Raw genomic sequence first — 24,209 nt, forward strand, 5'->3', positions numbered from 1 at the left:
AAGCACAAGTTGCACAGCTTTACGTAGCGTTATTTAATCGTGCCCCTGAAGGCGCAGGCTTTAACGCATGGGTGGCGGCGGGAGCCAATAAAACCCAAGCTCAGCTAGCCCAGCTAATGCTAGAGTCCCCTGCGGCTTTGGCATACTATGGAAATACGATAGATAGCGATAGAGACTACATCGAAACAATATATAAAAACATCCTGGGCAAAGACTATACTCAAGATCCAAACGGTATCGATTCGTGGGTTTTGCACCTTCAGCTAGGTCACAGTAGAGGTGAAACTCTAGTTAAATTATTTGAAGTTGCAACTTCCGACATCGCAAAAGCGGCAGATCCTGTGGCGGCTAAGATTTTTGAAAACAAGACTGCTATATCTGCTTACATGGCTGAAAAAATACCAAACATTCAAACCGATAGTTCAGGCAACTATGATTATGGAATATTCCAAGAAATTATTAGAACGACCACGGCTACAAATTTGGATGAACAGAAGGCTAAAATCGATGCCTTGGCAAGTGCCACCGTGCATACGCTAAACAACACGACTGAAACACTAACCGGAAGCGCGGGCGTGGATATATATAGCGCGGTCGTTAGCTCATTTGCTGATAAAAATACCCTTGGCGTTGAAGACAAGATAGACGGCGGGGCCGGTAATGATATGTTGAATGTTAAAATCGACGATAGTTTTACTGGCTTTACAACCGGATATGCTAAAAATATTGAGGGACTAAATTTAGTCAATACTTCAAATAGCCAAAGAGTATTTAATGCAGATAAGGTAGAGGGCTTGCAGTCCGTGTCTACTCATGGTGCAAACGGCGTTAGAGTAACAAATCTATCTAATATAGTCGATCTAACGGTAATAGATCAAAAAGATTCAACCGAAGTTGGTATCGCCTATAACACTGATCTAGTAAAAGGTAATAATGACGCGCAAAATTTAATCCTAAACAATGTGGGCAGGGTTACTCCGGATACGGAAGCCGACAGCCACAAAAACTCTCTTAAGGTCAAATTTAACGGTATCGAGACTTTAAATATTACGACTAGAGAAAACGCTAGTTATATAAAAGAGGTGGAAAATAAGTTTATCACGGTAAAAGGCGAGGCGGATTTAACTATATCCACCAAAGATAAAAACCCAGATGCTCCATTTAAAGACTTTGTGAATAGCCTTGATGCATCGGCGCTTATTGGAAATTTGACGGCTGATTTAACCGAGTCTGCTTACTACACTAGTATCAAAAGCGGCAACGGCAATGACACGATAAAGATAGGAAAGCTTGAGTCTAACTCAGTTTCTATAGATATGGGTGCCGGCAATGATACTCTTCAGATAGAAAAAGTAGATGCATTAAAACAAATGAAACTAAAAGGCGTTGATAATATCGAAATCTTTGATAAAAATGATAGCGTGAGCGCTCTAGACTTGACTGGACAAACTGACGTTAAGAGTCTAAAAGTGGGCCAGCTTGATCAAACGTTAGTTGTTACAAGCTCTAGTATAAAGACTATAAATTTAACGGATAAAGTAGACTCAAAAGCTGCTAGCGCAGGAAACGGTCACGGCATATTGCATATAAACGACAAATTTGTTGACACCATTAACTATGCGATAGATAATGTGACTACGCCACAAGATATAATCGGCAAAGTAAGAGTTTCTGAGTCCAAAAACCTTACTGTAAATTTGGATAAATCGGTTAAAACTGTAAATGGCAACCTTACTGATAACGCAGCTAGCGTTATTGAGGCGCCAAAGGCTACTACAATCAACGTGAATGTAAATATGGTTGAAAATTCAGGCCTTTCTCTAAGAAATATTCATGAGTTGAAGACTATAAATTTAACCAATAACAATCCTAAGAAATTTACTTTTGATATCCATGAAGACGCAAGAGTGAAAACTCTAAATATAGCTACATTGGGTGCTCTTGATGTTTTAAATAATGGCCTCAAATATATATCTGAGATAAACGTAAAAGGCCTGGCTAATATGCCTGTAGCAAGCCTAGTCGAGCTTCACAATCTTGGCTCGATAGATTCTGAAAACGGCGTAAAACTAAATGTAAATGATCTTGTTACCGTTTATCAAGGCTCAAGCCACGTAACGGCTTTAAAGGTAGGGGACGTAACTACGAAAAAGACGACAAATGCCGGTGCAAATTTTAACTTTAAAAATGTCACAAACGATATCGAAGTAAATAAATTTGACGTAGGCGGCGAGATAACTTTCGTAGCTAATAAGATCGGTAACGTGAAAATAGCAGACGAAATCAAGTCTAAGAATAGTGGCGCTACATTTGATATTAGTGATTCTAGGTTTAATGTCGAAATAAGTAGTGGTAACGGCATAGACGTTAAAAATGACGTAAACTTTACAGCCAAAGACGTAACAGGCAAAGTATCTATCGCGAATATAAAAGCAGAGAACGTAAATATCAGCTTAACTAATATTAAGGGTCAAAATGAGACTAGCGCGGTCGGGATAGGAGATATAAACGGCAACTACGTCAAAAACGTAAATATTACGCTAAAAGACGTATTAAAAGACGTTAAAGTCGGTACTCTAGACCTAAAAAGTGCTGCCGTTATAGATGGCAAGATAAAAGTAAAAGAAAGCACGAGCATAAACATTGATGCTGGAAACACAAAGGGTATCGTTGATCTTGGCAATACAGGACCTGTAAGTGCTGATAGCGTAACGGTAGACCTAAGTAAAACTATAGGTGCAAATAAGTTTGCCAGTATCGTGGCAGATACTGTAGTCTATAAGGGCTCTACTCAAACTCCACTTTCAACAGATGTTAAAATCACTATGAAGCAAGATATCAATTCAAAAGATTTTGTTGCAAATATTACTACGTCTGCTCAGGCTGATAAGTTGGTTGTAACTGCTGCTACAAAATTCTCGCTTGTTAATGGTTCTGAAAGAGTTGACGGTAATGATCTAAAAACAGCTACTATCTCGGGCGATATGGGTACAGACGCTACCGACGAGTACACATTTGACGATACCAATGCTGAAAAGCTAACAAAAATTGACTTTAGCGGCTTAAAAAATGTAGAGAAAGGTACTATAACAAATACTGCAAGTAAAGTTATTGAGAACATTAAGGCTACCGACGGAGACGATACTATTACTCTAGCGGGCGATCAAAAAGCTGCAAAAATTTCAATTGATGCAGGTGAAGGCAATAATACCATTAAGACAGGAACTTTCCTAACCCCAGGTCATGCCGACGCAGATCCAAAAGGTCAAAATATAACCATCAAAAGCGGTTCGGGCAATGATACATTCGATGTTAGTGCTTCGCTTATAGGCGCAGGCTTTGATAGCGCCAACGAGTCTCATACTAGACTTGTAACCATAGATAAGATAAATGTAGGCGATAAAATCAAATTTGCCGGCGGTACCACTGCTATAGAAAAAGTAACTCTAAATGCCAACGGAAACGCACAAGATAACTTCGCTCTTGCGGCTAAACTTGGCGGATTCTTTGATGGCACCAATAACCAAGCCGGTAAGATATATGCTTATTCATATCTAAATGATACGTATTTGGTATACAACGCTGCTGCAGGTGATACTGACTTTGGCGCAGGCGACACTATCGTCAAACTATCGGGCGTAAATATTGCCAACCTTAACACAACAGTTAATGCTGGTGAAGTTACTATTAACGCATTCTGATTTCTCCTTCTTTTCGGCAGGTTTTTACCTGCCGAACCTCTTTTTTGCAAATTTAATTTTATATAAAAATCAATTTTTAGCGATATATAATGTTTGCGATTTTGCATTTTTCTATTTAGTATCAAGTTTATGACTTTAGTCTAGATCTCCAAGCTAAAACTGGCATAAAAAAGTAGTCAAAATTGGCAATTTTGGCCGTCTATGAGCCAACTTTGATATCTTAATGTCTAAAATCAAGTCGCTCAAGGTTTTTATATAAAAATAGATAGAATAATTGTAATGTCAGATTTTGGTAAATGGCACCAAAGTATATTAAGATCTAAAGCATAGAATATAGTAGTTTCTCTATATCTCCGTCGCAAGGAGCTATGTCGTAGCTTAGCAGCTTTGCCGTATCGCAGACGAGTAGGGCGGGATCGTTTGCTCTGATAAATCGGGGATCGCTTTGCACAGCTATATCGTGTCCGCTTAGGTAGCGTAAAATTTGTAAAATTTGCTCAATACTATAAGCCTTACCAGAGCCAATGTTAAAAATTTCATTGTTAGCTTCGAGTTTTAGTAGTTGCTCGTATATTCTCACGACGTCGTTTATGTCGTTATATTCGCGCTTTGGCGTCAAATTTCCAAGTTTTATTGTATGAGCTCTATCTTTAAAATGTCGCACTATTTTTGGTATGAGGAAATTTTCGCTTTGTCCAGTACCTGTGTAGTTAAATGGGCGCGCGATGATAAAAGGCAGTCCGCTTTTAGCTATCTGCTCCTCCATAAAAATTTTACTTTCGGCATATATGCTTTGCGGATTTAGCGGAGAGTTTTCGCACACGGGCATATCTCCTCCGCCGTAGACACTAGCTGAGCTTGCAAAGATCGCCTTTTCAAATTTAACGGAACCTAGAGACTCTAGCAAATTTAGCGTACCGATTTCGTTTGCGTTTTTTATCTCGGCGGGATCGGCCATAGCAAAAGACACCGCTGCCAGGTGGATGATGTAGTCAAATTTGACGCTAAAAGCAGCTTTTATGCTGTCTTTATCAAGCAGATCAAGGCGCGTATGATTAGGCGCGCTAGGGCTCAGGGCGCCGCCTGAGACCTCGTAACTGAGCGCACAAAGGTATCGCTCCAGATAGCGACCCGTAAAGCCCTCAATCCCCGTGATAAAAACTCGCTTAGAACTCAAATCCCGCCTCGATGCGTCTTAGATCGGCTTTTATCATCATATCGCAAAGTCCCTTTAGATCAGTCTTTGCGCTCCAACCGAGCTTTTGCTTGGCTTTTGAGGCGTCGCCTATTAGTAGATCGACCTCCGCGGGTCTAAAAAATGCCGAATTTATCTTTACGATTACGTCGCCCTTATCGTTTAGCCCGACTTCGTTTATGCCTTCGCCCTCAAATTTTATTCCGATATCTAGCGCTTCAAAGCTAAGCTTTACAAAATCCCTGACAGTGGTCGTTACGCCGGTAGCGAGCACGAAGGTATCTGGAGTTGGCGCTTGTAGCATCGCGTGCATGCCTTCGACGTATTCTTTAGCGTAGCCCCAGTCACGCTTTGCGTCTAGGTTGCCTAGTTCCAAAGTTTTAGCCTTTTTTAGGGCGATTTTTGCGGCTGTATTCGTGATTTTTCTCGTGACGAACTCAAGTCCTCTTAGCGGACTTTCGTGGTTAAATAAAATGCCGCTTGAGGCGAAAATATCGTAGCTTTCTTGATAGTTTACCGTGATAAAGTGTGCATAAAGCTTTGCCACTCCGTAAGGCGAACGCGGATAAAACGGCGTCGTTTCGCTTTGCGGGACGGCTTGGACTTTGCCGAACATCTCTGATGTGCTAGCTTGGTAAAATTTGATACTTTTATCTACCGTTTTGATTGCTTCTAGTATATTTAGCGCGCCGATGCCAGTAGCGTTTGCTGTGTGAAAAGGCTCTTTAAAACTAACGCCTACGAAGCTTTGGGCGGCTAGGTTGTAGATTTCCTCGGGTCTTATTTCATTGACGACGCTTAGGATATTAAACGGGTCAGTTAGCTCAAACTCGACTAGATGAAAATTCGGCTCGTTTAAAAGACCTAGCTCGTTTAATCTCCAAAAATTCGGGCTCACCGCTCGTCTGTAACCGCCGTAGATCTCATATCCCAGATCGATCAGATATCTAGCCAGATACGCGCCGTCTTGGCCTCCGACGCCCGTGATTATAGCTTTTTTCATTATTCTTCTCCGTTTTTTAAATGTCGCATAAAATTTTGATCGGTATTTATAGCTCTAAATATTCTTAGATAAAGCCCGGCGATATTTTGCCAGCTATTTTCTTCCAGCCATTTTACGCGCTTATCATAAATTTTACCATCTATTTCATTATTTTTTACTTTTTCGAGTTGTTCTAGGATATCCTCGTCGCTAAAACCGTCCGCCGCTATCGTGATATTTTGCATCTCGCTAAAGATTCTTGACGGCGTAACTATAACGTTTTTACAAAGACTTAGAGAGACTCTGGCTGCTGCGCTACTACCCTCATCGGTCTGTCCGTACGGCAATACGATCGCATCGCAACAGCTTAGTTTTTCGTTTACAGTTTCTATCGGTAAAAAGCTTGTATGCCACTCTATTTTTTCACTCAAATTTAGCTTTTCGCAAATCTTGCGGCATCTTTGTAGCTCTGCCTCGCCGTCCGCGCTTGCGACCGGACTGATTATGACTAGTTTTGCGTCTATATTTTGACTGAATTTCGCAAAAGCTTCTAGTAGCACAGGTAGGTTTTTATGCGCAAATAGCAGTCCTAAAAATCCTACCATAAATTTGCCGTCCGTTTCCTTATGTTTGTTTTGCTCGGGCGCTAAATTTTGCGTTCCGTGCGGTACTAGCGTGACATTATCGATAAGTCCAAGCAGCCTAAGCGTATTTAGATCGTCGATACTATGGACGAATACTCGGTCGAATTCGTAAAGCGTGTCGTGCCAGTTTTGCTGAGTTTGGCGTGGGTAGTTTAGGATTTGCTTCGTACTATGAAGCGTGATAAAGCAAATTTTCCCCTGAGATTTTAGCGCGGCGATGTCTGATTTTAGCTTTTCGTCTATCTCGAAAAATGTAAAATGGTGTTGTAGCCAGATGATATTCGCATCCGTTTTAAGCCCCGATAGTAGTTTTTCGCGCTCTATTTCATAGACTTTTATATTGTCGTTTTCTTGAGTTAAATTTGACCCATCGGCGCGCTTTTGCTCGCTCCAAGTGTAAATTTGCAAATCTGCGCCCGCCCGCACAAGCTCGTCCGTTAGGTATTTTGAGTATTCGGCTATGCCGCAAACGGCGTTATATGTCGAAAAGTAGGCTATTTTTAGCTCGCTCGGCTTGTTTTTAAAGGATTTTAGATGCGAGATGCTCGAGATGAAATTTAGCGCATTTTTCTCGCCGAACATCATTTCATCGACCTTGTGCTTTAGTGGTTTTATGTCCGGAGCACGGTTCTGTAAAATTTGCTCTGATGCTTTGATAATCTTTTCGCCTAGATCCTTTACGCTAGGCTCCGCCCAAAACGAATAATTTAGATTAAAATGCGTAACCGCGGGCGCGAATTTATACCCAATAAACTCGCAGCTGTCGTCCAAAAACTCGCACTGACCGCTATAGTCGGTGGAGATAACGGGCTTTTCGTAATGTACGCCTTCGATTGCCGGCATATTTAGTCCCTCGCCGCGCGTCGGTAACACGACGATATCGCACTGCTCATAAAGGTTTGCCACGTCAAGCGCGGTTAGATCTTCGTCTAGTATGACGCGGATTTTGCTTCGGTATTTTTTATCGACTAAAAGCTCGATTTGTTCGGTTACGCTGTTGTGCGGATTAGGGAAACTTTTTATCGTTAGGCTTAGCTCGAATTTAGCTTTTTTGCAAGCTTCGTTAAAGGCTCGTAGCAACACGTCGGCACCCTTTCTAGGTAGGCACGACGAGATGTGAAAGAGCTTTATCTCGCTCTTTTGTTCGCTGTTTTCTTGCGAAACGCTTGGCGCAGGCGGCGTTTTTAGCGGTATATCGGCTACTTTTACGGGCGTATAGCAGCCGTTATCTATGAGGATTTTTTTGATGAAGAATGTCGAAACCAAAATGCCTTTATACTTGGAGTTTAAAATTTCTATCGTTCGCTGCGGGATGCGCGACTCCTCCCAGAAAAATACCGCGATCTCAAAGCCGTATCCCTCGCGCACGTCTTCTATTAGCGGGTAGTGGTGGTAGATCGCGACCTTGTCGTCGGTTCTGATTGCGGGTGCTTTTTTATCCGGTACTATGCTTCTTAGCGTTTCGTACTCGTCTTTGGTTATCGCGATGTCCTCGATTTTATCGAAATAGTTTGCGTGATAGCAGATAACAAAGACGTTTTTTACTTTGTTTAGTAGCCTAAATATGATGTTTCTGTTTATCGCGGCTAGGCTGTAGTGTCCGCTTATGTTGCCGATTACCGTTAGCTCGTTAAAGTTTTCGTTAAATTTGAGATTTTTCAGCTCCAAATTTTGCTCGTACTCTTTTGAGTGCTTTAGTTCAAAAACGTTTGGCTCGAAAACGCCCTCTTGCGAGACGTATATATCGTCTCTTATTTGCCCTTTGAGGCTAAAAATTTTTGCCCTAAGAGCCGGAAATTTATTTAAAAATATCTTGAGATTCTTTTTAAATTTAGGATTGTTATTTGCCGCCTTTTCCGTCAAATTTATACCGAATTTGAGTGCTTTTTTGAGATTATCTTTAGCTAAATTTTTACAAAATCTCAAAAACTTATATACCCAAATAAGCGGCTTTGCGACTCTTTTAAATTTAGCGACGAAAATTTTAAGATGCTCGATATCGTTTTTGATAATGGGAGCTTCGTTTTCTAGGACGTAGACTTTGTGGTTTAGCGCGAGATATTTGCCGAGTAGATTTTCTAGATCTTCGTGCAGGCGCGCATTTTCGTTTTGCAAATTTGCGATTTGATTTTTGCTTTCCATCAGCTCGAGCGAGCTTTTCCAAAGAGCCTCTTTTGTCTCCAAAGAGCCCTTCCAGACGTCGTTTTTTAGCTCAAGCATCTGAGTTTTGTTTTCAAATGCCGACACGTCGAATCTATCGGCCAACTCTTCAAAGCTATAGCCGCTTTTGGCCGCATTTAAAAACGCTTCGCGCGTTTTTTCGTCGCCGTTTTTAAGCCCCAAAACCGCGTAATCAAGCCCGACGCTGCTCAAAACGTCTCTTAGCGTAACGTTTTGGTTTTGTAAATCCTCGCTAAAGCTCAAATTTGAGTTCAGCCTCATCATAAACGTATCGCTAAAGCCCTCAAATTCGCACAGATACTCAAGCAGCATCGGCGGGATAGGCTTTATGTGCGTCGCGTCTAGATAGAAAGTTAGCGTAGCGACGCGTAAATTTTCTGGGTTAGGCGTTTCAAGTATCAAGATGCCGCCGTCTTTTAGAACTCGGCGCGCTTGTTTTATTAGCTCGCAAAGCTCGCTAAACTCTAAATGCTCTGCAAGTTGAAAGGTGCTAACGAGCGCAAGGCTTGAGTCTTCTAGCTCACTTAAAAACTCTATTGCGCCTTGATTTTTGGCCTCAAGTGCGTTTTTTTCGCACTCTTTTATCATCTCGTCGCTAATGTCGCAACCGCGCGCGATAAAGCCGTTTTGCTTTAAAATTTCAAGCCATTCGCCTCTACCGCAGCCTAGATCGACCGCCGCCGGCTTTTCATCGTTTTGTTTTAAGATTTGCAAAAACGGCTCATAAGCAAGCAGGCGTTTTTTGATCTCGCTCCTCTGGCCTCTAAATTTATCTTCGAAACTTTTATAAAATTTATCCATTTATTCTCTTTATTTCCAAACTCGGTTCAAGATACGCAAGGCCGACAAAATCGGGCTTGCTAAAATTTACGACGTTAAAAATGATCGCGTTGTCGCGCCATTCGTAGTTGTTTTGCAGGTGGTTGTCGCTATCGTGTAGCGCTAATGTGACTGAAAACGATCCGACGCCCAAATTTGCGTCAAATTCAAAACTAAAGTCGTACTCCTCGCCTTTTTTGAGATTTTTTAAAGCTTGCTTTAGATGGTAAGTGTTTGTGCCGTAGACGACCTGCGAGAAGCGATTTTTGATCTGATAGCCCAGTACCAGCGAGGGCAAATTTTCGTTTGCTTGCACCGTTACTTTTAGTTTGATTTTTTTGCCGACTTCTAAATTTTGTATCTTTTTACCTGCGGCATCTAAAATTTCAACGTTTTTTATGCAGGCTTTTTTGTTGCCCGATATTGTTGCTGTTTTGCCGTTTTCTAGGGCTATTTGCGAGATTTGTACGTCTTGTTTTTTTGAGATTAGGGCGTTGTAATAATCAAGTACGGCTTCAGGCTCTCCGTCTTTTAAAATTTGCCCTTTTTCTAGCAAGATTACTCGGTCGCAGATCGATTTTATCGCACCGCTATCGTGCGAAACGATGATGAGCGTAGTGCCTAGGCTTTTAAATTCTTTTATCTTGTCAAAGCTTTTATGCTGGAAATACACATCGCCCACCGATAGCGCCTCGTCGATGATGAGTATATCGGGGCGGTTTGCCGTAACGACCGAAAAAGCAAGGCGCATCTGCATGCCGCTACTGTAAATTCGCACGGGATAATCAAAATACTCGCCTATCTCGGCAAAGTCTTCGATGTAGGCTATTATTTCGTCGATTTGCTCTTTTGAGTAGCCCATGAGAGAGCATGACTGATAGGCGTTTTGTCTACCCGTTAGATCGCCGTGAAAGCCCATGCCTAGTTCCAAAATAGACGAAATTTTAGCACTGCTCGTTACGCGGCCGCTTGACGGTTTTAGCGTGTGCGATATGATTTTTAAAAGAGTGCTTTTGCCTGCTCCGTTTTGCCCGATTAGCCCGACTACTTCGCCGGCTCCCACGTCAAAGCTTACGTCTTTTAGCACGGTTTTTACGTTTTTTTCTTCTTTATTTTTACTAAACCACGAGGCAAATCGCTTAAAGTTGCTCTCGTAATCCAAGTAAGTTTTACAGATATTTTGAACCGATAAAATCATAAAACGTCCGCCATCTCTTCTTCGGCTCGTTTATAAACGAAAAATGCGGCTCCAAGGCTTGCCGCGCCGACAATAATGGGATAAATCAAAAGCGAAAAATCGGGCATCTTGTCGTAAATCAAAATATCGTGATAGCCGCTAACTACGCCAACAAGCGGATTTATGTAGATGAGCTCTTGCAAATTTGACGGCAAAATGCCCATCATATAAACGATTGGCGTTAGCCAAAATAAAAACTGTAATACGATGGCGATGATCTGGCCTACGTCGCGCATAAAGACGTTTATCACGCCGAAAAACAGCCCAAATCCTACGGCTAGCATTACCGTAACTAAGGAAAAGATCGGCAAAAAGATCAAATTTGCGCCCGCAAAATGTCCCAAAAAAGCAAATACGACTGCTATTGCGGCGAATAAAATGAGATTGTTTATTACTGAGCTTAAAACTACGGTAGCCGGAAGGACGATTTTGGGAAAAGACATTTTTTTGATTATGTTGGCGTTATCGGTAAAAATGCCGATGCAGCGCGAAAAAATTTCGCTAAAAAGCATCCAGCAAAACATTCCGCTCATTAGGTAGATTGCGTAGGCGTATTTGCTATCGATGCCTGGCAGCTTGGCTGAGAGTACGGAGGAGAGTATGGTTGCGTAGATGAGCACCTGGGCTAGCGGATGCAGTATCGCCCACGCTACGCCCAGCTTGCTTTTTGCAAATTTGGTTATAAACTCGTTTTTGACCGAATTTATGATAAAAAACCTATACGTATAAATATTTGAAAACAATCTTTCGTCCGATTAGCTAAATTTGCGTGATTTTATCAAATAAAGGCTAAAAATAAAGAAAAATCGAAATTTAAATGCTTAGCTTAAATTCCTCTTTTACCTCTCCGATTTCGCTTGTTTCTATTAGTCCTCGCTTCTTTAGCTCTTTGACTAAATTTTCGGACGCTTTTTTGGTTACTTCCATATCTGCATTTATGCCGCCTGCAGCCGAAAACATCCAGTATTTGTGCATCTCGGCCCACTCGAGCAGCTTGTTTACTTTTTCCATTTTAGTATCGCTGGGTGCGACCGAAATTTTGGCCAGCTCTAGTTCTTGATGATATACGGCGATTTGCAAGACGTTTTCTATATATTTTTTTAGATTTTGTCTGCTAATGTAATTTTTTAGCTTATCTATTTTGTCGATAATTTTTACTAGCGGATCAAATAGGCTTTCGTCCACTTTGCCTTCATCTTTGATCTTCATTATCTTATCGATCTTGGGAACTAGTTCTAGGAATGTTTTTTCTATTCTTTGTTTTACTTTATTTTGAGTTTGTACTTTTTTTACGATAAATTTGTAGGCTTTGAGCAAGTCTTTGTTTGCCGTTTTTTCGCCGGTTTTTTCTATGTGTGGTAGCTTTTTGATCTTTTTATCTTTGCTAAGCTCTTCTGCGGTTTCCAAAAACGGTCTTTCGGTGCTTCCTTGTATTCTGGCGCCGCCTTCCGTGCAGTTATATGTCGTGATTTGCTCGTTTTTAGCCTGCTCTATATCTTTTTCAAACTGATTTTTAAATTTGTCCCATATATAGGTCGTTCTTACTTCGCCTTCTCCGCCGTAGGCTTCTACGTATAGGTATTCATCAGCCTGAGCAAATGCATGCCCGCTGGCGTGAGATTTGCCGTCCGGAGCAAAGGCTAAATCTTGGCCTATTAAAATAATATTTTTATGCCCGAGAGCGTAAGCTAACTGATAAGCCTGGTTTGCCGTAGAGTGTCCGATGCCGAGATAGCCGTATTTTGGCATATTAAACGCCATTTCGCTTTGTTGCGGCCTCATCGTAAGAGTTAGGCGGCGCGGTAAAATATTATCTACCGTTTGTTTATGCGTTAGCGACGCTACTATAAAGTAAATATCTTCGTCTATTTTTTTGTTTTTGTTTTTAAAAAAGCTGGACGTAGCTTCTACGCGCTCGATTGATGTTACGTAGTCTGGTTTTATGCCGTGCTTTAACAAAATAGGATACGATGCGTCAAGGCTGATAACCGTAAAATACGGAGCGAATTTTTTAAGTGCCTCAAGCTGTTTATCTAGGCTCGGGCCGGTAGATACGATGATTGCCGTATCCATGAGCCCGTGTCTTTTTCTGACTAAATCCGTATAGCAATAGTTTGTAACCATCTCCGGAATATGCTCTATGTGGTGTTTTATGCCTATTAGGGTATCGTCTATGCTATTGCCGTGAGCTACCACTATTTGAGATACGGCTCTAGTGAAGTCTTTATTTATTCTCACTATATCTTCATGAAAAGTTTGATAAAATGGCGTATGGATATGCAGATTATAAGTTTTAGCGTAAGATGAAAAAATCTCTTTTGAGATTGTAAAATAAAACTGCGAGTATGTTGCGAATTCTGAGAAAAATAAAACCAGCCTTTTGCTAATCAGCTCCTCGGATAAGTCGATTAAATTTAATGCTATATAAATAATCTCTATCTCGGGCTCTACGACTATGACTTTTTGATGCGTTTCGTTTTTTAGCAAGGCTTTATAAAAAATACCGTTGCCAAGACCGTAAAAGTACATAATAGGATATCTTTTATACTCTTTTTCGGTCGACTCTAGGATGCGTAGAACATCTTTAGCCGGGCTTTCGTAGACGTATTTTAGGGTTTTATTATCGATGATGTTTATATCTATCGGATCTTTTCCTATAAAAACGTCGTATTTTTCGGTCTCTTTCATGCCCCAAAGGCGCGCGGCTAAAATTTCGTCCTGCTGGAAAAGCGCTTGTAGATTTTTTTTGAAAATAGGATTTGCGATATTTGTGACGGTTTCATCGATATTTTTATCGCCTTTGTCGCTTGTTTGATTTTCGCGAGCGCCTTTTTTTTGTAAGCTATTTAGTTTTAGGTACTCGTCCTCTTTTTTCTTAGCCATTATATATCCTCCTTTGTGATTCTCTCGCCAAATTTTACATCTCTTTTTGCTTTTTTACCCAGTAGCCCCGGTAAAAATTTAGGGTGCAGGCCGTATCCCGGGCGTACGCTTTTTACGTTTTTTTCGCTAAAGATTTCGCCCTCTTTGATATCCGCGCAAGCGTAAAGCGAGCGCGAAAAGCGGCGATTTTGCACGGCCTTATCGTCCAGCTCGTAGTTTACTTTGCCAAGCAGCGCTTCGGCGTCTCGCACGGCTTTTACCATTTCGCTAAATTCCCGCTCGTCCAAGCTAAAAGCCTCATCGACGCTGCGAACGCTTTTATCTAGGATAAAATGCTTTTCTACGATGCGGGCGCCTAGACTCACGGCTACTACGGGCGCTACGATACCTAGCGTGTGGTCTGAAAAGCCGACCTCAGCGCCGAATTTTCGTTTCATATCCGCAATCGTGCATAGATTCATCCCATCAAGCGGAGCAGGGTAGCTAGACGTGCATTTTAAAAGCGCGATCCGCTCGTTTCCCGCATCTTTGCAAATTTGCACGACGTCGGCGATTTCTTGCTCGGTTGCTATGCCCGTGGAGATGATGATCGGTTTGCCCTTGAGCGCGACGTACCGCACAAAATCATAATCCGTGACCTCAAAGCTTGCTATCTTGTAAGCGGGCGGGTTAAATTTCTCTAAAAAATCCGCGTCGTCTCTGCAAAATGGGCTTGAAAAGCAGACTAGCCCCTCGTCCCGAGCCGCCTCAAAAAGCTGCTCGTGCCACTCTCGCGGCGTCAGAGCTTGCCGGTAGAGCTCGTATAAATTCGCTCCGTCCCACAGCCCGCCTTTTATCATGAAGTCCTCGCCGCGCGAATCTAACGTGAGGCTATCAGGCGTGTATGTTTGCAGCTTTATAGCGTCCGCGCCCGCGCGCTTGGCTGCTTTTATCGTATCAAGCGCCGTTTGCAGGCTGCCGGAGTGATTTGCCGAGAGCTCGGCGATGATAAATACCTTTTCGTTCGTGTCGAAATTTGCTATTTTCATAAATTTTCCTAACTTTTAGCCATTATATCAAGTTTGCGTAAAGATAACGACATATAGCTCATTTGCTCGTCGCGCCCGTAAATTTCAAAACCAAATTTGCGGTATAGCGCGATGGCTTTTTCGTTTTCGTTGTAGGCGCATGATTTTAGCTCGCCGACCTTAAGCGTTTTGGCAGCGTATTCTACGATTGTTTGCATTAGGACTTTGCCTTTGCCTTTTAGCTCAGGATTTGCGTAAATGCCAAATTCGCACGAGTCCGCCTCGATATCCACGAAATCGATAACGCCGATGTAGTCGCTATCCTCTTTTACCAAAAAATACCTTTTCGTTTCGTCATTTTTCAAATTTGCGATAAATTTTCTGTGTTCTTGCTCGCTCACGCTTTTGTTTTTCATATACTTCGCGACTCGCTCGTCGTTTCGCCAGCGCAAAATCATCAAAATTTGCTCGTCCGTTAGATCGGTGAAATTTATAAGCTCAAGCATATCTCATCCGCCTCGTAGATCTCGCGCCCATTTGCGGCTAGCCACTGCGCCATCTCGTTTTGATTGTCCGCGACGCGCACGGCTTTAAATTTAGCGCCCAAAACCAGCGCTTCGTTTACGAGCGAGCTAGCTGAAATCACTAAAATTTCGCTCTCGTTCATCAGTCGCGCCACCTCGTTTGGGTTTATAAAAAGGCTAAAATTTGGCTCGCTATCCGCTAAAATTTGCAAATTTGATAAATTTACGTTCGCGCTCGTCGTAATGACGGCCACTTTTTTGTTTTTAGCGAGCAAATTTGAGGCGATTTTAGCCGTTAAATTTAGCGCGTCAGTGCCACCTAGCACGATGAGGTAATTAAATTTTTTCTCGCGTTTGATTTTTGCTTCGCCATAAAACTCGCTCCTAACTAGCGGCGAAAATATTAGCTCGCAGCCTTTCGGCACTAGATTTGCGTATTTTTGGGGCTGGGCGTAGATATTTACGTTTAGCAAGTAGTCGCAAAAATGCTCTTTATAGTTGTCGTCAAAGCTTAAAATTTGGACGCTCGTTTGCTCTTTGATTAGCTTTTCGTCCGCCGCGCTAATGCCGTAATGATCGATCACCAGAAGCTCAAATTTATGCTCTTTTATCAAATTTACCAGCTCATTTACATCCGCGCTTTTTAGCGTAAAAACGGGGTAGGGTATCTCGCTCGCTAGGCTACCCGGCAGATCAATACAAGCAAAGCTAACGTCTTTAAAATTTTGCGCCAAGATAAGGTCGCGTCTAACGTGTCCGTGCCCGATTTTCGAGCCACTATCGGCGCGGATGAGGGTTTTTAGGTTTGAGATTTTGTCAAAATTCATCGAGTTTTTCCGCTAAATTTAAAATCCTAAGCGTCAAACATACGGCAGCGATGAGGTAAACGGCACCGGCCGCGGCGAAAAACAGGATCTGAACCTCGTTTAGCCCGCGATAGCTGGCCGCCAGATAAAAGATGTGCAAGATCCCCGCAACCGCAAAGATCTGCATGAGCGTTCTAGTTACCGATATTTTGGCTTTTATGTAATCTTTTTGCATTTTTCCTCAGCGGTAATTTATCTCGTAAAGCTTCTGCGCAAACTCGAAATCCTCGGGCGTGTCGATGTCGCAGACCAAATTTCGCGGCAGCAAAAACGCCCTAGAATGCGCCGCAAAGATCGGTTTTTTCTCTAGCCACGCCTCACGCGTGCCGAAATAAAACGCGCCTGCGTCGTGATAGGCTCGCTCTAAATCCTGCGAGCGAGTGAGCGCAAACTGCGGGTAAAACATATTTACGGCGCCGTCATCGCCAAGCCTAATCGCGCGCTGGATAGGGAAGCTAAACTCGGTCGAGGAAAATAAAAACTCGCACTCCGCTTCCTCAAATTTGCCGTATGCCTCGCGTAAAATTTCTCCCGTGATGAGGGGCGCGGTCGCGTAAAGGCAACAGACATGAGAGTATCCGCCGCCTAGCCTTCTCGCCGCGTCCGCTACGGCGTCGCTGCTCGTGGCGTAGTCGTCGCTCAGCGCAGCGTCCCTCATAAACGGAACTTGCGCGCCAAATTTGACGGCGACGTACGCTATCTCAGCATCGTCGGTGCTCACTATGACGCGCTCGAAAACGCCCGAATTTAGCGCCGCTTCAATGCTGTAGGCTATCAGCGGCTTGCCTAGAAAATCTTTAACGTTTTTGCGCGGTATGCGCTTGCTGCCGCCGCGAGCCGGGATGACGCAAAGGGCGCGGTTTTGATTATCTCTCATCAAATTTACCGCCCTAAACCCTGCAGCCTTGCGGCGTATCAAAGCTCTTTAAAACCTCAAAAAGCGCGTCCGCGACGAAATTTGCGTCCTCTAAACTCATGCACTGATGGCACGGGATGCTAAGCTCTGCCGCGTAAAAATCCTCGGCGCTAGGCACCGAGATATCGCCGTAGCGCTCGCGGTAAAAGCTAAATTTATAAGTCGGCTTATAGTGCACCTGTACGCCGATACCGCGCTCGTGAAGGGCGGCAAATATGTCCTCTTTGGCGCACCAAAACTGGCGAAAGAGCAAGATAGGGTATAGGTGGCGCGAGCTAACGACGTCGCTAGGTAGCTTAACGGTGCTAAAATACGGGTTTTTCTCAAATTTTTCGTCGTAAAATTTGGCGATTTTCTCGCGCGCCGCGATGGTTTCGTCTAGCCTTTTTAGCTGATTTAGCCCTAGTGCGCAGGCGACGTCGGGTAGGCGGTAGTTGTAGCCAAGCAAGCTCTGGTCGCTATCCCAGAGGCGTTTTTTAGCTATGCCGTGCGAGCGGTAGAGGCGTGCTAGGCGTGCGATCTCGTCGTCGTTTGTCGCTAGCGCGCCGCCCTCAAAGGTCGTTAGTGGCTTAACGGGGTGAAAGCTAAAAATACTAACGTCCGCTTTTGCGCCGACTTTGACGCCGTTTTGAGAGCTGCCCAGCGCGTGCGATGCGTCGTCAAGTACCTTTATACCGCGCTCCTTGGCTAGTTTTAAGATAGCGTCTAAATTTACGGGATTGCCGCCGAAATCAACCGCCGTTACGACTTTGGTTTTAGGCGTGATTAGGCTTGCTAGCGCGTTTTCGTCGATATTTCCATCAAATTTGACGGGCGCAAATTTAACCTCCGCTCCAGCCATCAATGCTGCGTTTGCCGTCGCCGCAAACGTGATGGGCGTCGTTACGACCTCGTCTCCCTCTCGCACGCCAAGCGCTAGATACGCGACGTGAAGTGCGCTCGTCGCCGAGTTCATCGCTACGACGTGCTTTACGTCGACGTATTTTGCGATCGCCTGCTCAAATTCGCCGACCTTGTCGCCGCCGGTTAGCATGTCGTCTTTTAGGGCGCTCACGACGACGGCGATGTCGGAGTCGGTGATTTGTTGTCTGCTGTAGGGTATCATTTTTGTCCTTTTTCGACTTGTCTTTTTGGGGCTCGTCTTTTTCCGCTATACGTCGTTAAATTTAAAATTTTCTCGGTCACGTATTTTATATACGCTCCCTCGCAAATTTTAAATTTGCCTCGTCTAGCGAAAAAAATACTTCGCCCCGTTTTTTATAAATTTTATACGCTTAACTCAAATTCTGGCCAAATTATTTACTGGCCTCGATCATCTCCAAAAGCCCGTCTTTATCTAGCCAAATTTTATTTTTATCTGAGCTATACTCGAAATTTTCTTCCACGAGATGCCCCTTTTCGCCCAGCGCGTTTGTGCTAAAGTCGTCGTCTTTGCTCGTAAATTTGATCGACGGGCTGATCACGTAGTGGTCGTCAAACTCGTACGTTAGGTGCGCGTCGTCCTTGCCGACCATGACCTCGTGCATCTTTTCGCCAGGGCGGATGCCGATTATTTTTACGCCAAGTTGCGGCGCCATGGAGCGAGCAAGCTCGATCATCGTCATCGACGGGATTTTTGGGATGAAAATTTCGCCGCCTTTCATGCGCTCGAAATTTTTAAGTACGAAATTTACGCCCTGTTCTAGCGTAATCCAAAACCGCGTCATATCCGCGTGCGTGATCGGCAGCTCCTTCGCGCCTTCTGCGATCAGCCTTTTAAACAGCGGCACTACTGAGCCGCGCGAGCCCACGACGTTGCCGTATCTAACGACGCTAAATCGCGTTTTTTTGCTACCCGCGATGTTGTTTGCCGCGACGAAAAGTTTATCGCTGGCAAGCTTGGTCGCGCCGTACAAATTTACCGGGTTGCACGCCTTATCGGTCGAGAGCGCGATGACCTTGCTCACGCCGCACTCTAGCGCTGCGTCGATGACGTTTTGCGCGCCGTTGATGTTGGTTTTTATGCACTCCATCGGGTTGTATTCTGCGATTGGCACGTGCTTCATAGCTGCTGCGTGGATGACGTAGTCGATACCGTTCATCGCGGTCATCAGGCGCTTTTCGTCGCGCACGTCGCCGATGAAAAATCGCATCGCCGGGTCTTTAAAAACCTGCGCCATCTCGTACTGTTTTAGCTCGTCGCGAGAGTAGATGACTAGCCTTTTTGGTTTAAATTTGGAGAGTAAAATTTCGGTGTATTTTTTGCCGAATGACCCGGTGCCGCCGGTGATGAGAATGGATTTTCCGTTAAACATTTATTTTTGCCTTTCGCGGCTTGGTTTTCGCCGTACGTCGCAAATTTTAAATTTGTTTCGTCTAGCTAAAATGGTTCGCCGCTTATTTAAATTTTATTCAGCCGGAGCAAAAACCGTGCCTTAAATTTGATTCAAAATTTTATCCATAAATTTAATGCGGGCGCAGTATTTTTCGCTTTTACTTCACGCTTTGCGCTCGTAATGAGACTTTGCTACGAGGAGGCGAGGCGAATTTAAATTTTTAAGCGTAGGCTAACCGCAAAAAGGTTGTTTGGCTTAAAAATTTAAATACAACGAAGCATAAGCAAAAAAGACAAGCCCCTAAACTACTTCAAAATCCTAGGCAGAGTAATACCCTCCTGCGCCTGATACTTGCCCTTTTTATCGGCATACGTCATTTCGCACGGCTCGTCGCCCTCGATAAATAGCACCTGCGCGATGCCTTCGTTCGCGTAAATTTTAGCCGGCAGCGGCGTCGTATTTGATATCTCGATCGTGATGTGCCCCTTAAATCCAGGCTCAAAAGGCGTGACATTTACGATGATACCGCAGCGAGCATAGGTGCTTTTGCCCAGGCAGATGGCTAGCACGTTATCTGGCATGTTAAAATACTCGATCGTGCGCGCTAGAGCGAATGAATTTGGCGGAACGATGCACACGTCGCCTTTAAAATCTACCACATTTTTCTCGTCGAAATTTTTTGGATCAACGACGGTGCCGCCGATATTCGTAAAGATTTTAAACTCGTCGCCCACGCGGATATCGTAGCCGTAACTAGACACTCCGTAGCTCACCACGCCGCGTCCGACTTGCTCCTCGGCAAACGGCACTATCATAGCCTTTTCGTGCGACATTTTGCGTATCCAGGCGTCAGATTTTAGCCCCATTTTTTACCTTTATTTTAAATTTAAGCGATTATAACATAATTTAAATTTACGTAAAATTTGAGTGCCGTTTTGTACCAAAATTTATCAAATTTGAATACGTTATCAGCAAATTTTCTTATTTTTTATAATTAATTTTTAAATTAAAGCTTAGTATAATAACATATTTTAAATTCTCTTAAACGAAAGGAAAATAATGCATTCAAACACGTCGCGTAAATTTGAAAATTTACGTAGTAACAAGGGCTCAAATTTACCTATTTCGGCGCTCACCTGTTTGCTATTAGCCGCAAGCGGAGCTTATGCTTACACCGAGGCCGGAGTATCCGGAAATACTTCTAGCTGGGAGAGTGCGGAGTATAAAAAAGACTGGGGACTAGTCTCTATGAACGCCTCCACGGCTTACGCTCTAGGCTTTAACGGTAGCGGAACAAAGATCGGCGTCATGGACTCTGGCGTACTTTTGAGCCATCCCGAGTTTCAAGACGGTAGGATTCATGTCGTAAAAACTATCGGCAACTATAGCAAAAACGGCATGAGATACCCTGACGCTGCGCTAGGAAACGGCCCGATAGATAAAAATCAGCCAGTAAAAGACGGCAAGCGAAATTTTAATAAAAACGACAACGGCGTGTTTAAAAAAGGCGAAGCTTTTAGCGACGACGGTAGTTGGGTAAGGGGCGTAAACGACGCTCACGGCACCCACGTTGGCGGCACGATGGCAGCTAGTAGAGACGGTAGCGGCATGCACGGCGTGGCGTTTGGCGCACAACTATACTCCGCAAATACCGGCGGCAACGATAATATGACGTATGGACCAAACCAAGACTACAACTATTTCTTAAAAGGCTACACTGCCTTGGCCGACGCGGGCGCAAAGGTGATAAACAATAGCTGGGGTTCTAATAGGCGCGTAAATTCGTCTTTTGTGGGCGCACTGGGATATAAGCCTACTTATGGCTGGCGAGCCGTACCAGAATACGATGTTGAGTTTTACGATGTGACGGTAGCCAATCAAACTACCGCAGCAAAAGACCATATAAATTTAAAAGATATGAACGAGGCCAAAAAGGCTTATTATCAGTTCGTAACTAGCGGCGAAAAAAGCTTCTTGGACGCGGCTTACGAAGTAGCGGTAAAAAGAGGGGTTATCCAGGTATTTACGGCAGGAAACAGGAGCCTAATGGCCGAATCTTTCACGCGTGCGGCATTGCCTTATTTTAGACCGGACGCTGAGGACTACTGGATCAATGTCACGGGTCAAACCGGCGCGGATGGCTATCCTAATGATTCTAACGAATACATAAGAGGACATAAGGCGTCCTCGGATATTCAGGAATTTAACCTTGCCGGACACTCGAAGTGGTGGACGATAGCTGCGCCGGCCGAGGAGATTTATTCCGCATACGTCGAGCTTACCGACAATGCAACATACGGCAAAGCTATATATAAATCATCGGGCGGTACTTCTATGGCCGCTCCTCACGTTAGCGGAGCCTTGGGCGTCATAATGCAGCGCTATCCGTATATGAGCATGCCTCAGATTAGAGAAACTATGCTAACTACGGCTAGACAAAGGACGCTAAGAGCCGGTCACGGCGCCGGCGGCATGCTAGAGCGTTGGGGTAGCGACGGAGAAGGCGTACCTAGCAACGTCTGGGGTTGGGGCATACTCGATCTTGGCAAGGCGATGTTTGGTCCTGGGCAGTTCTTAGGAAACTTCGACGTCACGATGAATCAAAACGATATCTGGACAAATAACATCTCAGACGTCGCCATCAAATTTAGAAAAACCGAGGACGATAGCGACGCTGCGGCTTGGGCGGCTAGAAAAGCGGCTCTTAACGCCAAGTCAAATTTGAGCGCAGAAGAAAAGGCCGAGATGACCTTTGAAGCTGCAAGAGAGCAGGCTAGAGCTGCAAGAGCGGCGGAGGGCTATGAGGGCTCGCTAACTAAAAGAGGAGACGGCGCTTTGACTCTTACTGGAGATAATAGCTTTACCGGAGCTGTAAATATATACGGCGGTAAAATTTCGGCCTTAAATCAATCAATCTCAACTTCAAGAAGTATAAACGTCCACAAAGGCGGCGAGTTTGAGGTTTTAAATGCTCTTACTTACCAAACTCCAAGCGCGGGCGGTTTCGTGAGCACGACCAAGGCAAGCGACGCTACGCAAGTTAACGCCTTTATAAACGCGGGCGGCGCATTTGTAGTTAACGACGGCGCTCATAATCTAAATTTAACCTTTAAAGAGGGCTCTTTATTGAAAGCGGCTATGCTATCAAACGCCGAGCTTGCAAATTTGGCCGCAAATCCGACTCTAAAGAAAACCATAAATGCCAGCGGAAACTTCGCGGGCGTAAATTTAGCTAACGTCGAGGATAGCTATGCGTTCTTTAAAACCATTAAAGAAACTGTTAGCGGATCAAATTTAGTTCTTTCTTTGCAAAAAGGCAAAAGCATGGAGGAGGTAGCCTCTACTAGCGCCGAGAAGTCGTTTGCTAGATTGGTCGAGGCAAATCCTAGCAGCGCTATTTATTCGTCTATGCTAGGAGCCACTCATAGCGTAGCGGCGGCATACTTTGGCGCGTTTTCAAACGATCTAGACTTCAAAGCGCAAAACAACTCCGCCGTAGACTCGTTTATGCTGGCAAATTCGGTTAAAAACAAAAACGGCGCTAAAAGAGCCGATATCGACACGGGAGTCGAGCTTTGGTTGCTTAGCAGCGCTAGCAGAGTGACTTCTGACAATAACGCCGGCGGCAGACTAGGCACGAACGCATTTACAAATCTAGTGGGTGTTGATTTTCTGGTAGGCGACAGCTCAAAAGCAGGCGTATTCGTAGGCCTTGGCAAAACAAACCACAAGCTAGGCGATAGCAAAGCGGTAAAAAGCAAAGACGCGCATGCTGGTATCTACGGCGATATAGGATTTGATCCTATCAAAATCAGCCTAGGCGCTATCTACTCAAAATTTGATCAAGAAAAAAGAGTCGTTAACTCATACGCTCCTTTGGCTTACGAGTATAAAGACGCCGATGCGTCCGCTATCAGCGCATTTGCCCAGATCGCCTATACGGGGCTAAGCTATGAAAACGGCTTTAGTCTGGAGCCTTATGCAGGACTAACCTATATCCGCTTTAAAAACGACGATGTAGCAAATTCTTTGGTGCAGATCAGAAACGAGGATAGGGATTTACAAGTAGCAAGCGTGGGCGTAAAACCTAGTATCGCATTTACCATGGACGGCGTAGGCTTAGTCGCAAAAGCAGATGTAGCCTACAACCGCTTCCTAGGCGATAAAACTCCGAGCGCTCATATGAACGTTACAGGCCTTGGCGCAACTAAACTAGAGGGTGAAAAGCTAAAAGATCTAGCCACTACCGAGCTTGGTATAGAGGCTGCATTTACCAGAAACTTTAGAGTCGGCCTCAGCTATGTTGGAGCATACGGCAGCAATGTAAAATCAAACGGCGTAAACGCCAAATTTAGTTGGGCGTTTTAATCTTTCGGATTAAAAGCTTAAATTTGCCTAGAGCGAGCTAAATTTACTTAGCTCGCGACGGGTTTAAATTTGACTTCGTAAATTTGCCGCATTTTGGAGATAGAAATTTGTCTCGAAAATGCGGCTTAGAAAATTAAGCGGATAGATACGACTTGTGCCGCTGCTTGTAAGATCTCTTAACGTCTACTTCGATATTTTAGTAATTGCGCCTTAAAAAACTGCAAATGCAGTTTGGTAAAGCAACGGAAATCGTGATTAGCGTCCCCGTTAATCGGCAAGAAACCGACCGAGGATCTAATGCTAGTAGCCTTTTTCATTTAGCTCTCTATAATTATCACACCCTAGTTGAAGCCCTAGATCGCAGGCTTTGCCGTAGTACTCTTTTGCGGTAGTAAAATTCTGTCTTACGCCTTGACCATAATTGTATAAAATTCCTAAACCATTGCAGCCCAAAGCCTCTCCCCCATCACAAGCTTTTTGAAACAACTGGGCTGCTTTTTTATAATCTTGTCTTAAGCCCTTGCCGTCTTTATATAAAACTCCTAAATTAAGGCAGCCAGAAGCCCATCCC

17 protein-coding genes are annotated in these 24,209 nt (G+C 44.0%); 2 read left to right on the top strand and 15 right to left on the bottom strand.

The genetic code is table 11. The features are described from left to right. Positions 1–3,701: DUF4214 domain-containing protein (locus tag Q0546_RS08580; protein WP_298792201.1), on the top strand; the 3,701-nt coding region annotated here is incomplete at its 5' end. Between the two features lie 319 nt (positions 3,702–4,020). On the opposite strand, the gene Q0546_RS08585 is transcribed toward Q0546_RS08580, so the two are convergent. From Q0546_RS08585 to dcd, 14 genes are all read right to left on the bottom strand, one after another. Further along, a complete protein-coding gene (locus tag Q0546_RS08585; RefSeq protein ID WP_298792203.1) occupies positions 4,021–4,878 on the bottom strand; it encodes an NAD-dependent epimerase/dehydratase family protein in 858 nt (285 codons plus the stop codon). Next, positions 4,868–5,899 carry a GDP-mannose 4,6-dehydratase gene (gmd, locus tag Q0546_RS08590; protein WP_298792204.1) on the bottom strand — a complete coding sequence of 344 codons (1,032 nt, stop codon included), beginning with the start codon at positions 5,897–5,899 and terminating at the stop codon, positions 4,868–4,870. The genes Q0546_RS08585 and gmd overlap by 11 nt, the downstream gene beginning before the upstream one ends. Continuing rightward, on the bottom strand, positions 5,899–9,504 hold the full coding sequence (locus tag Q0546_RS08595) for a glycosyltransferase (protein WP_298792206.1): 3,606 nt from the start codon (positions 9,502–9,504) through the stop codon (positions 5,899–5,901). Before Q0546_RS08595 ends, gmd begins: the two co-directional genes overlap by 1 nt. Next, positions 9,497–10,720, bottom strand: coding sequence for an ABC transporter ATP-binding protein (locus Q0546_RS08600; RefSeq protein WP_298792208.1), 1,224 nt, complete (start codon positions 10,718–10,720; stop codon positions 9,497–9,499). Before Q0546_RS08600 ends, Q0546_RS08595 begins: the two co-directional genes overlap by 8 nt. After that, positions 10,717–11,502, bottom strand: a complete 786-nt coding sequence (locus Q0546_RS08605; protein WP_298792212.1) for an ABC transporter permease — start codon at positions 11,500–11,502, stop codon at positions 10,717–10,719. The genes Q0546_RS08600 and Q0546_RS08605 overlap by 4 nt, the downstream gene beginning before the upstream one ends. Positions 11,503–11,572: 70 nt before the next feature. Then, positions 11,573–13,642 (bottom strand): 6-hydroxymethylpterin diphosphokinase MptE-like protein, encoded by a 2,070-nt coding sequence (locus Q0546_RS08610; RefSeq protein ID WP_298792214.1) that lies wholly within the window; start codon positions 13,640–13,642, stop codon positions 11,573–11,575. Then, positions 13,642–14,670: a pseudaminic acid synthase gene (pseI, locus tag Q0546_RS08615; protein ID WP_298792216.1), complete on the bottom strand. Its 1,029-nt coding sequence runs from the start codon at positions 14,668–14,670 to the stop codon at positions 13,642–13,644. Before pseI ends, Q0546_RS08610 begins: the two co-directional genes overlap by 1 nt. Positions 14,671–14,678: 8 nt before the next feature. Then, positions 14,679–15,155: a UDP-4-amino-4,6-dideoxy-N-acetyl-beta-L-altrosamine N-acetyltransferase gene (gene pseH, locus Q0546_RS08620; protein WP_298792218.1), complete on the bottom strand. Its 477-nt coding sequence runs from the start codon at positions 15,153–15,155 to the stop codon at positions 14,679–14,681. Next, the gene (pseG, locus tag Q0546_RS08625) at positions 15,140–16,000 is read right to left on the bottom strand and encodes a UDP-2,4-diacetamido-2,4,6-trideoxy-beta-L-altropyranose hydrolase (RefSeq protein ID WP_002948818.1); all 861 of its coding nucleotides are present in this window, start codon (positions 15,998–16,000) and stop codon (positions 15,140–15,142) included. The genes pseH and pseG overlap by 16 nt, the downstream gene beginning before the upstream one ends. Next, positions 15,990–16,214: a hypothetical protein gene (locus tag Q0546_RS08630; protein WP_002948817.1), complete on the bottom strand. Its 225-nt coding sequence runs from the start codon at positions 16,212–16,214 to the stop codon at positions 15,990–15,992. Before Q0546_RS08630 ends, pseG begins: the two co-directional genes overlap by 11 nt. Before the next feature lie 6 nt (positions 16,215–16,220). After that, the gene (gene pseF, locus Q0546_RS08635; protein ID WP_039895297.1) at positions 16,221–16,916 is read right to left on the bottom strand and encodes a pseudaminic acid cytidylyltransferase; all 696 of its coding nucleotides are present in this window, start codon (positions 16,914–16,916) and stop codon (positions 16,221–16,223) included. Between the two features lie 13 nt (positions 16,917–16,929). Further along, a complete protein-coding gene (gene pseC, locus Q0546_RS08640; protein ID WP_298792233.1) occupies positions 16,930–18,060 on the bottom strand; it encodes a UDP-4-amino-4,6-dideoxy-N-acetyl-beta-L-altrosamine transaminase in 1,131 nt (376 codons plus the stop codon). A gap of 190 nt (positions 18,061–18,250) precedes the next feature. Then, on the bottom strand, positions 18,251–19,249 hold the full coding sequence (gene pseB, locus Q0546_RS08645; protein ID WP_002948814.1) for a UDP-N-acetylglucosamine 4,6-dehydratase (inverting): 999 nt from the start codon (positions 19,247–19,249) through the stop codon (positions 18,251–18,253). Between the two features lie 326 nt (positions 19,250–19,575). After that, positions 19,576–20,136 (bottom strand): dCTP deaminase, encoded by a 561-nt coding sequence (gene dcd, locus Q0546_RS08650; protein ID WP_298792236.1) that lies wholly within the window; start codon positions 20,134–20,136, stop codon positions 19,576–19,578. 193 nt (positions 20,137–20,329) lie between these two features. Between dcd and Q0546_RS08655 the strand changes: the two genes are divergently transcribed. After that, positions 20,330–23,638 (top strand): S8 family serine peptidase, encoded by a 3,309-nt coding sequence (locus tag Q0546_RS08655; RefSeq protein ID WP_298792239.1) that lies wholly within the window; start codon positions 20,330–20,332, stop codon positions 23,636–23,638. Between the two features lie 300 nt (positions 23,639–23,938). Here the strand turns inward: Q0546_RS08655 and Q0546_RS08660 are convergent. Continuing rightward, on the bottom strand, positions 23,939–24,209 hold a 271-nt coding region (locus Q0546_RS08660), incomplete at its 5' end, for a tetratricopeptide repeat protein (RefSeq protein WP_298792241.1).

This window comes from uncultured Campylobacter sp. (assembly GCF_937997465.1).
Classification (GTDB): Bacteria; Campylobacterota; Campylobacteria; order Campylobacterales; family Campylobacteraceae; genus Campylobacter_A.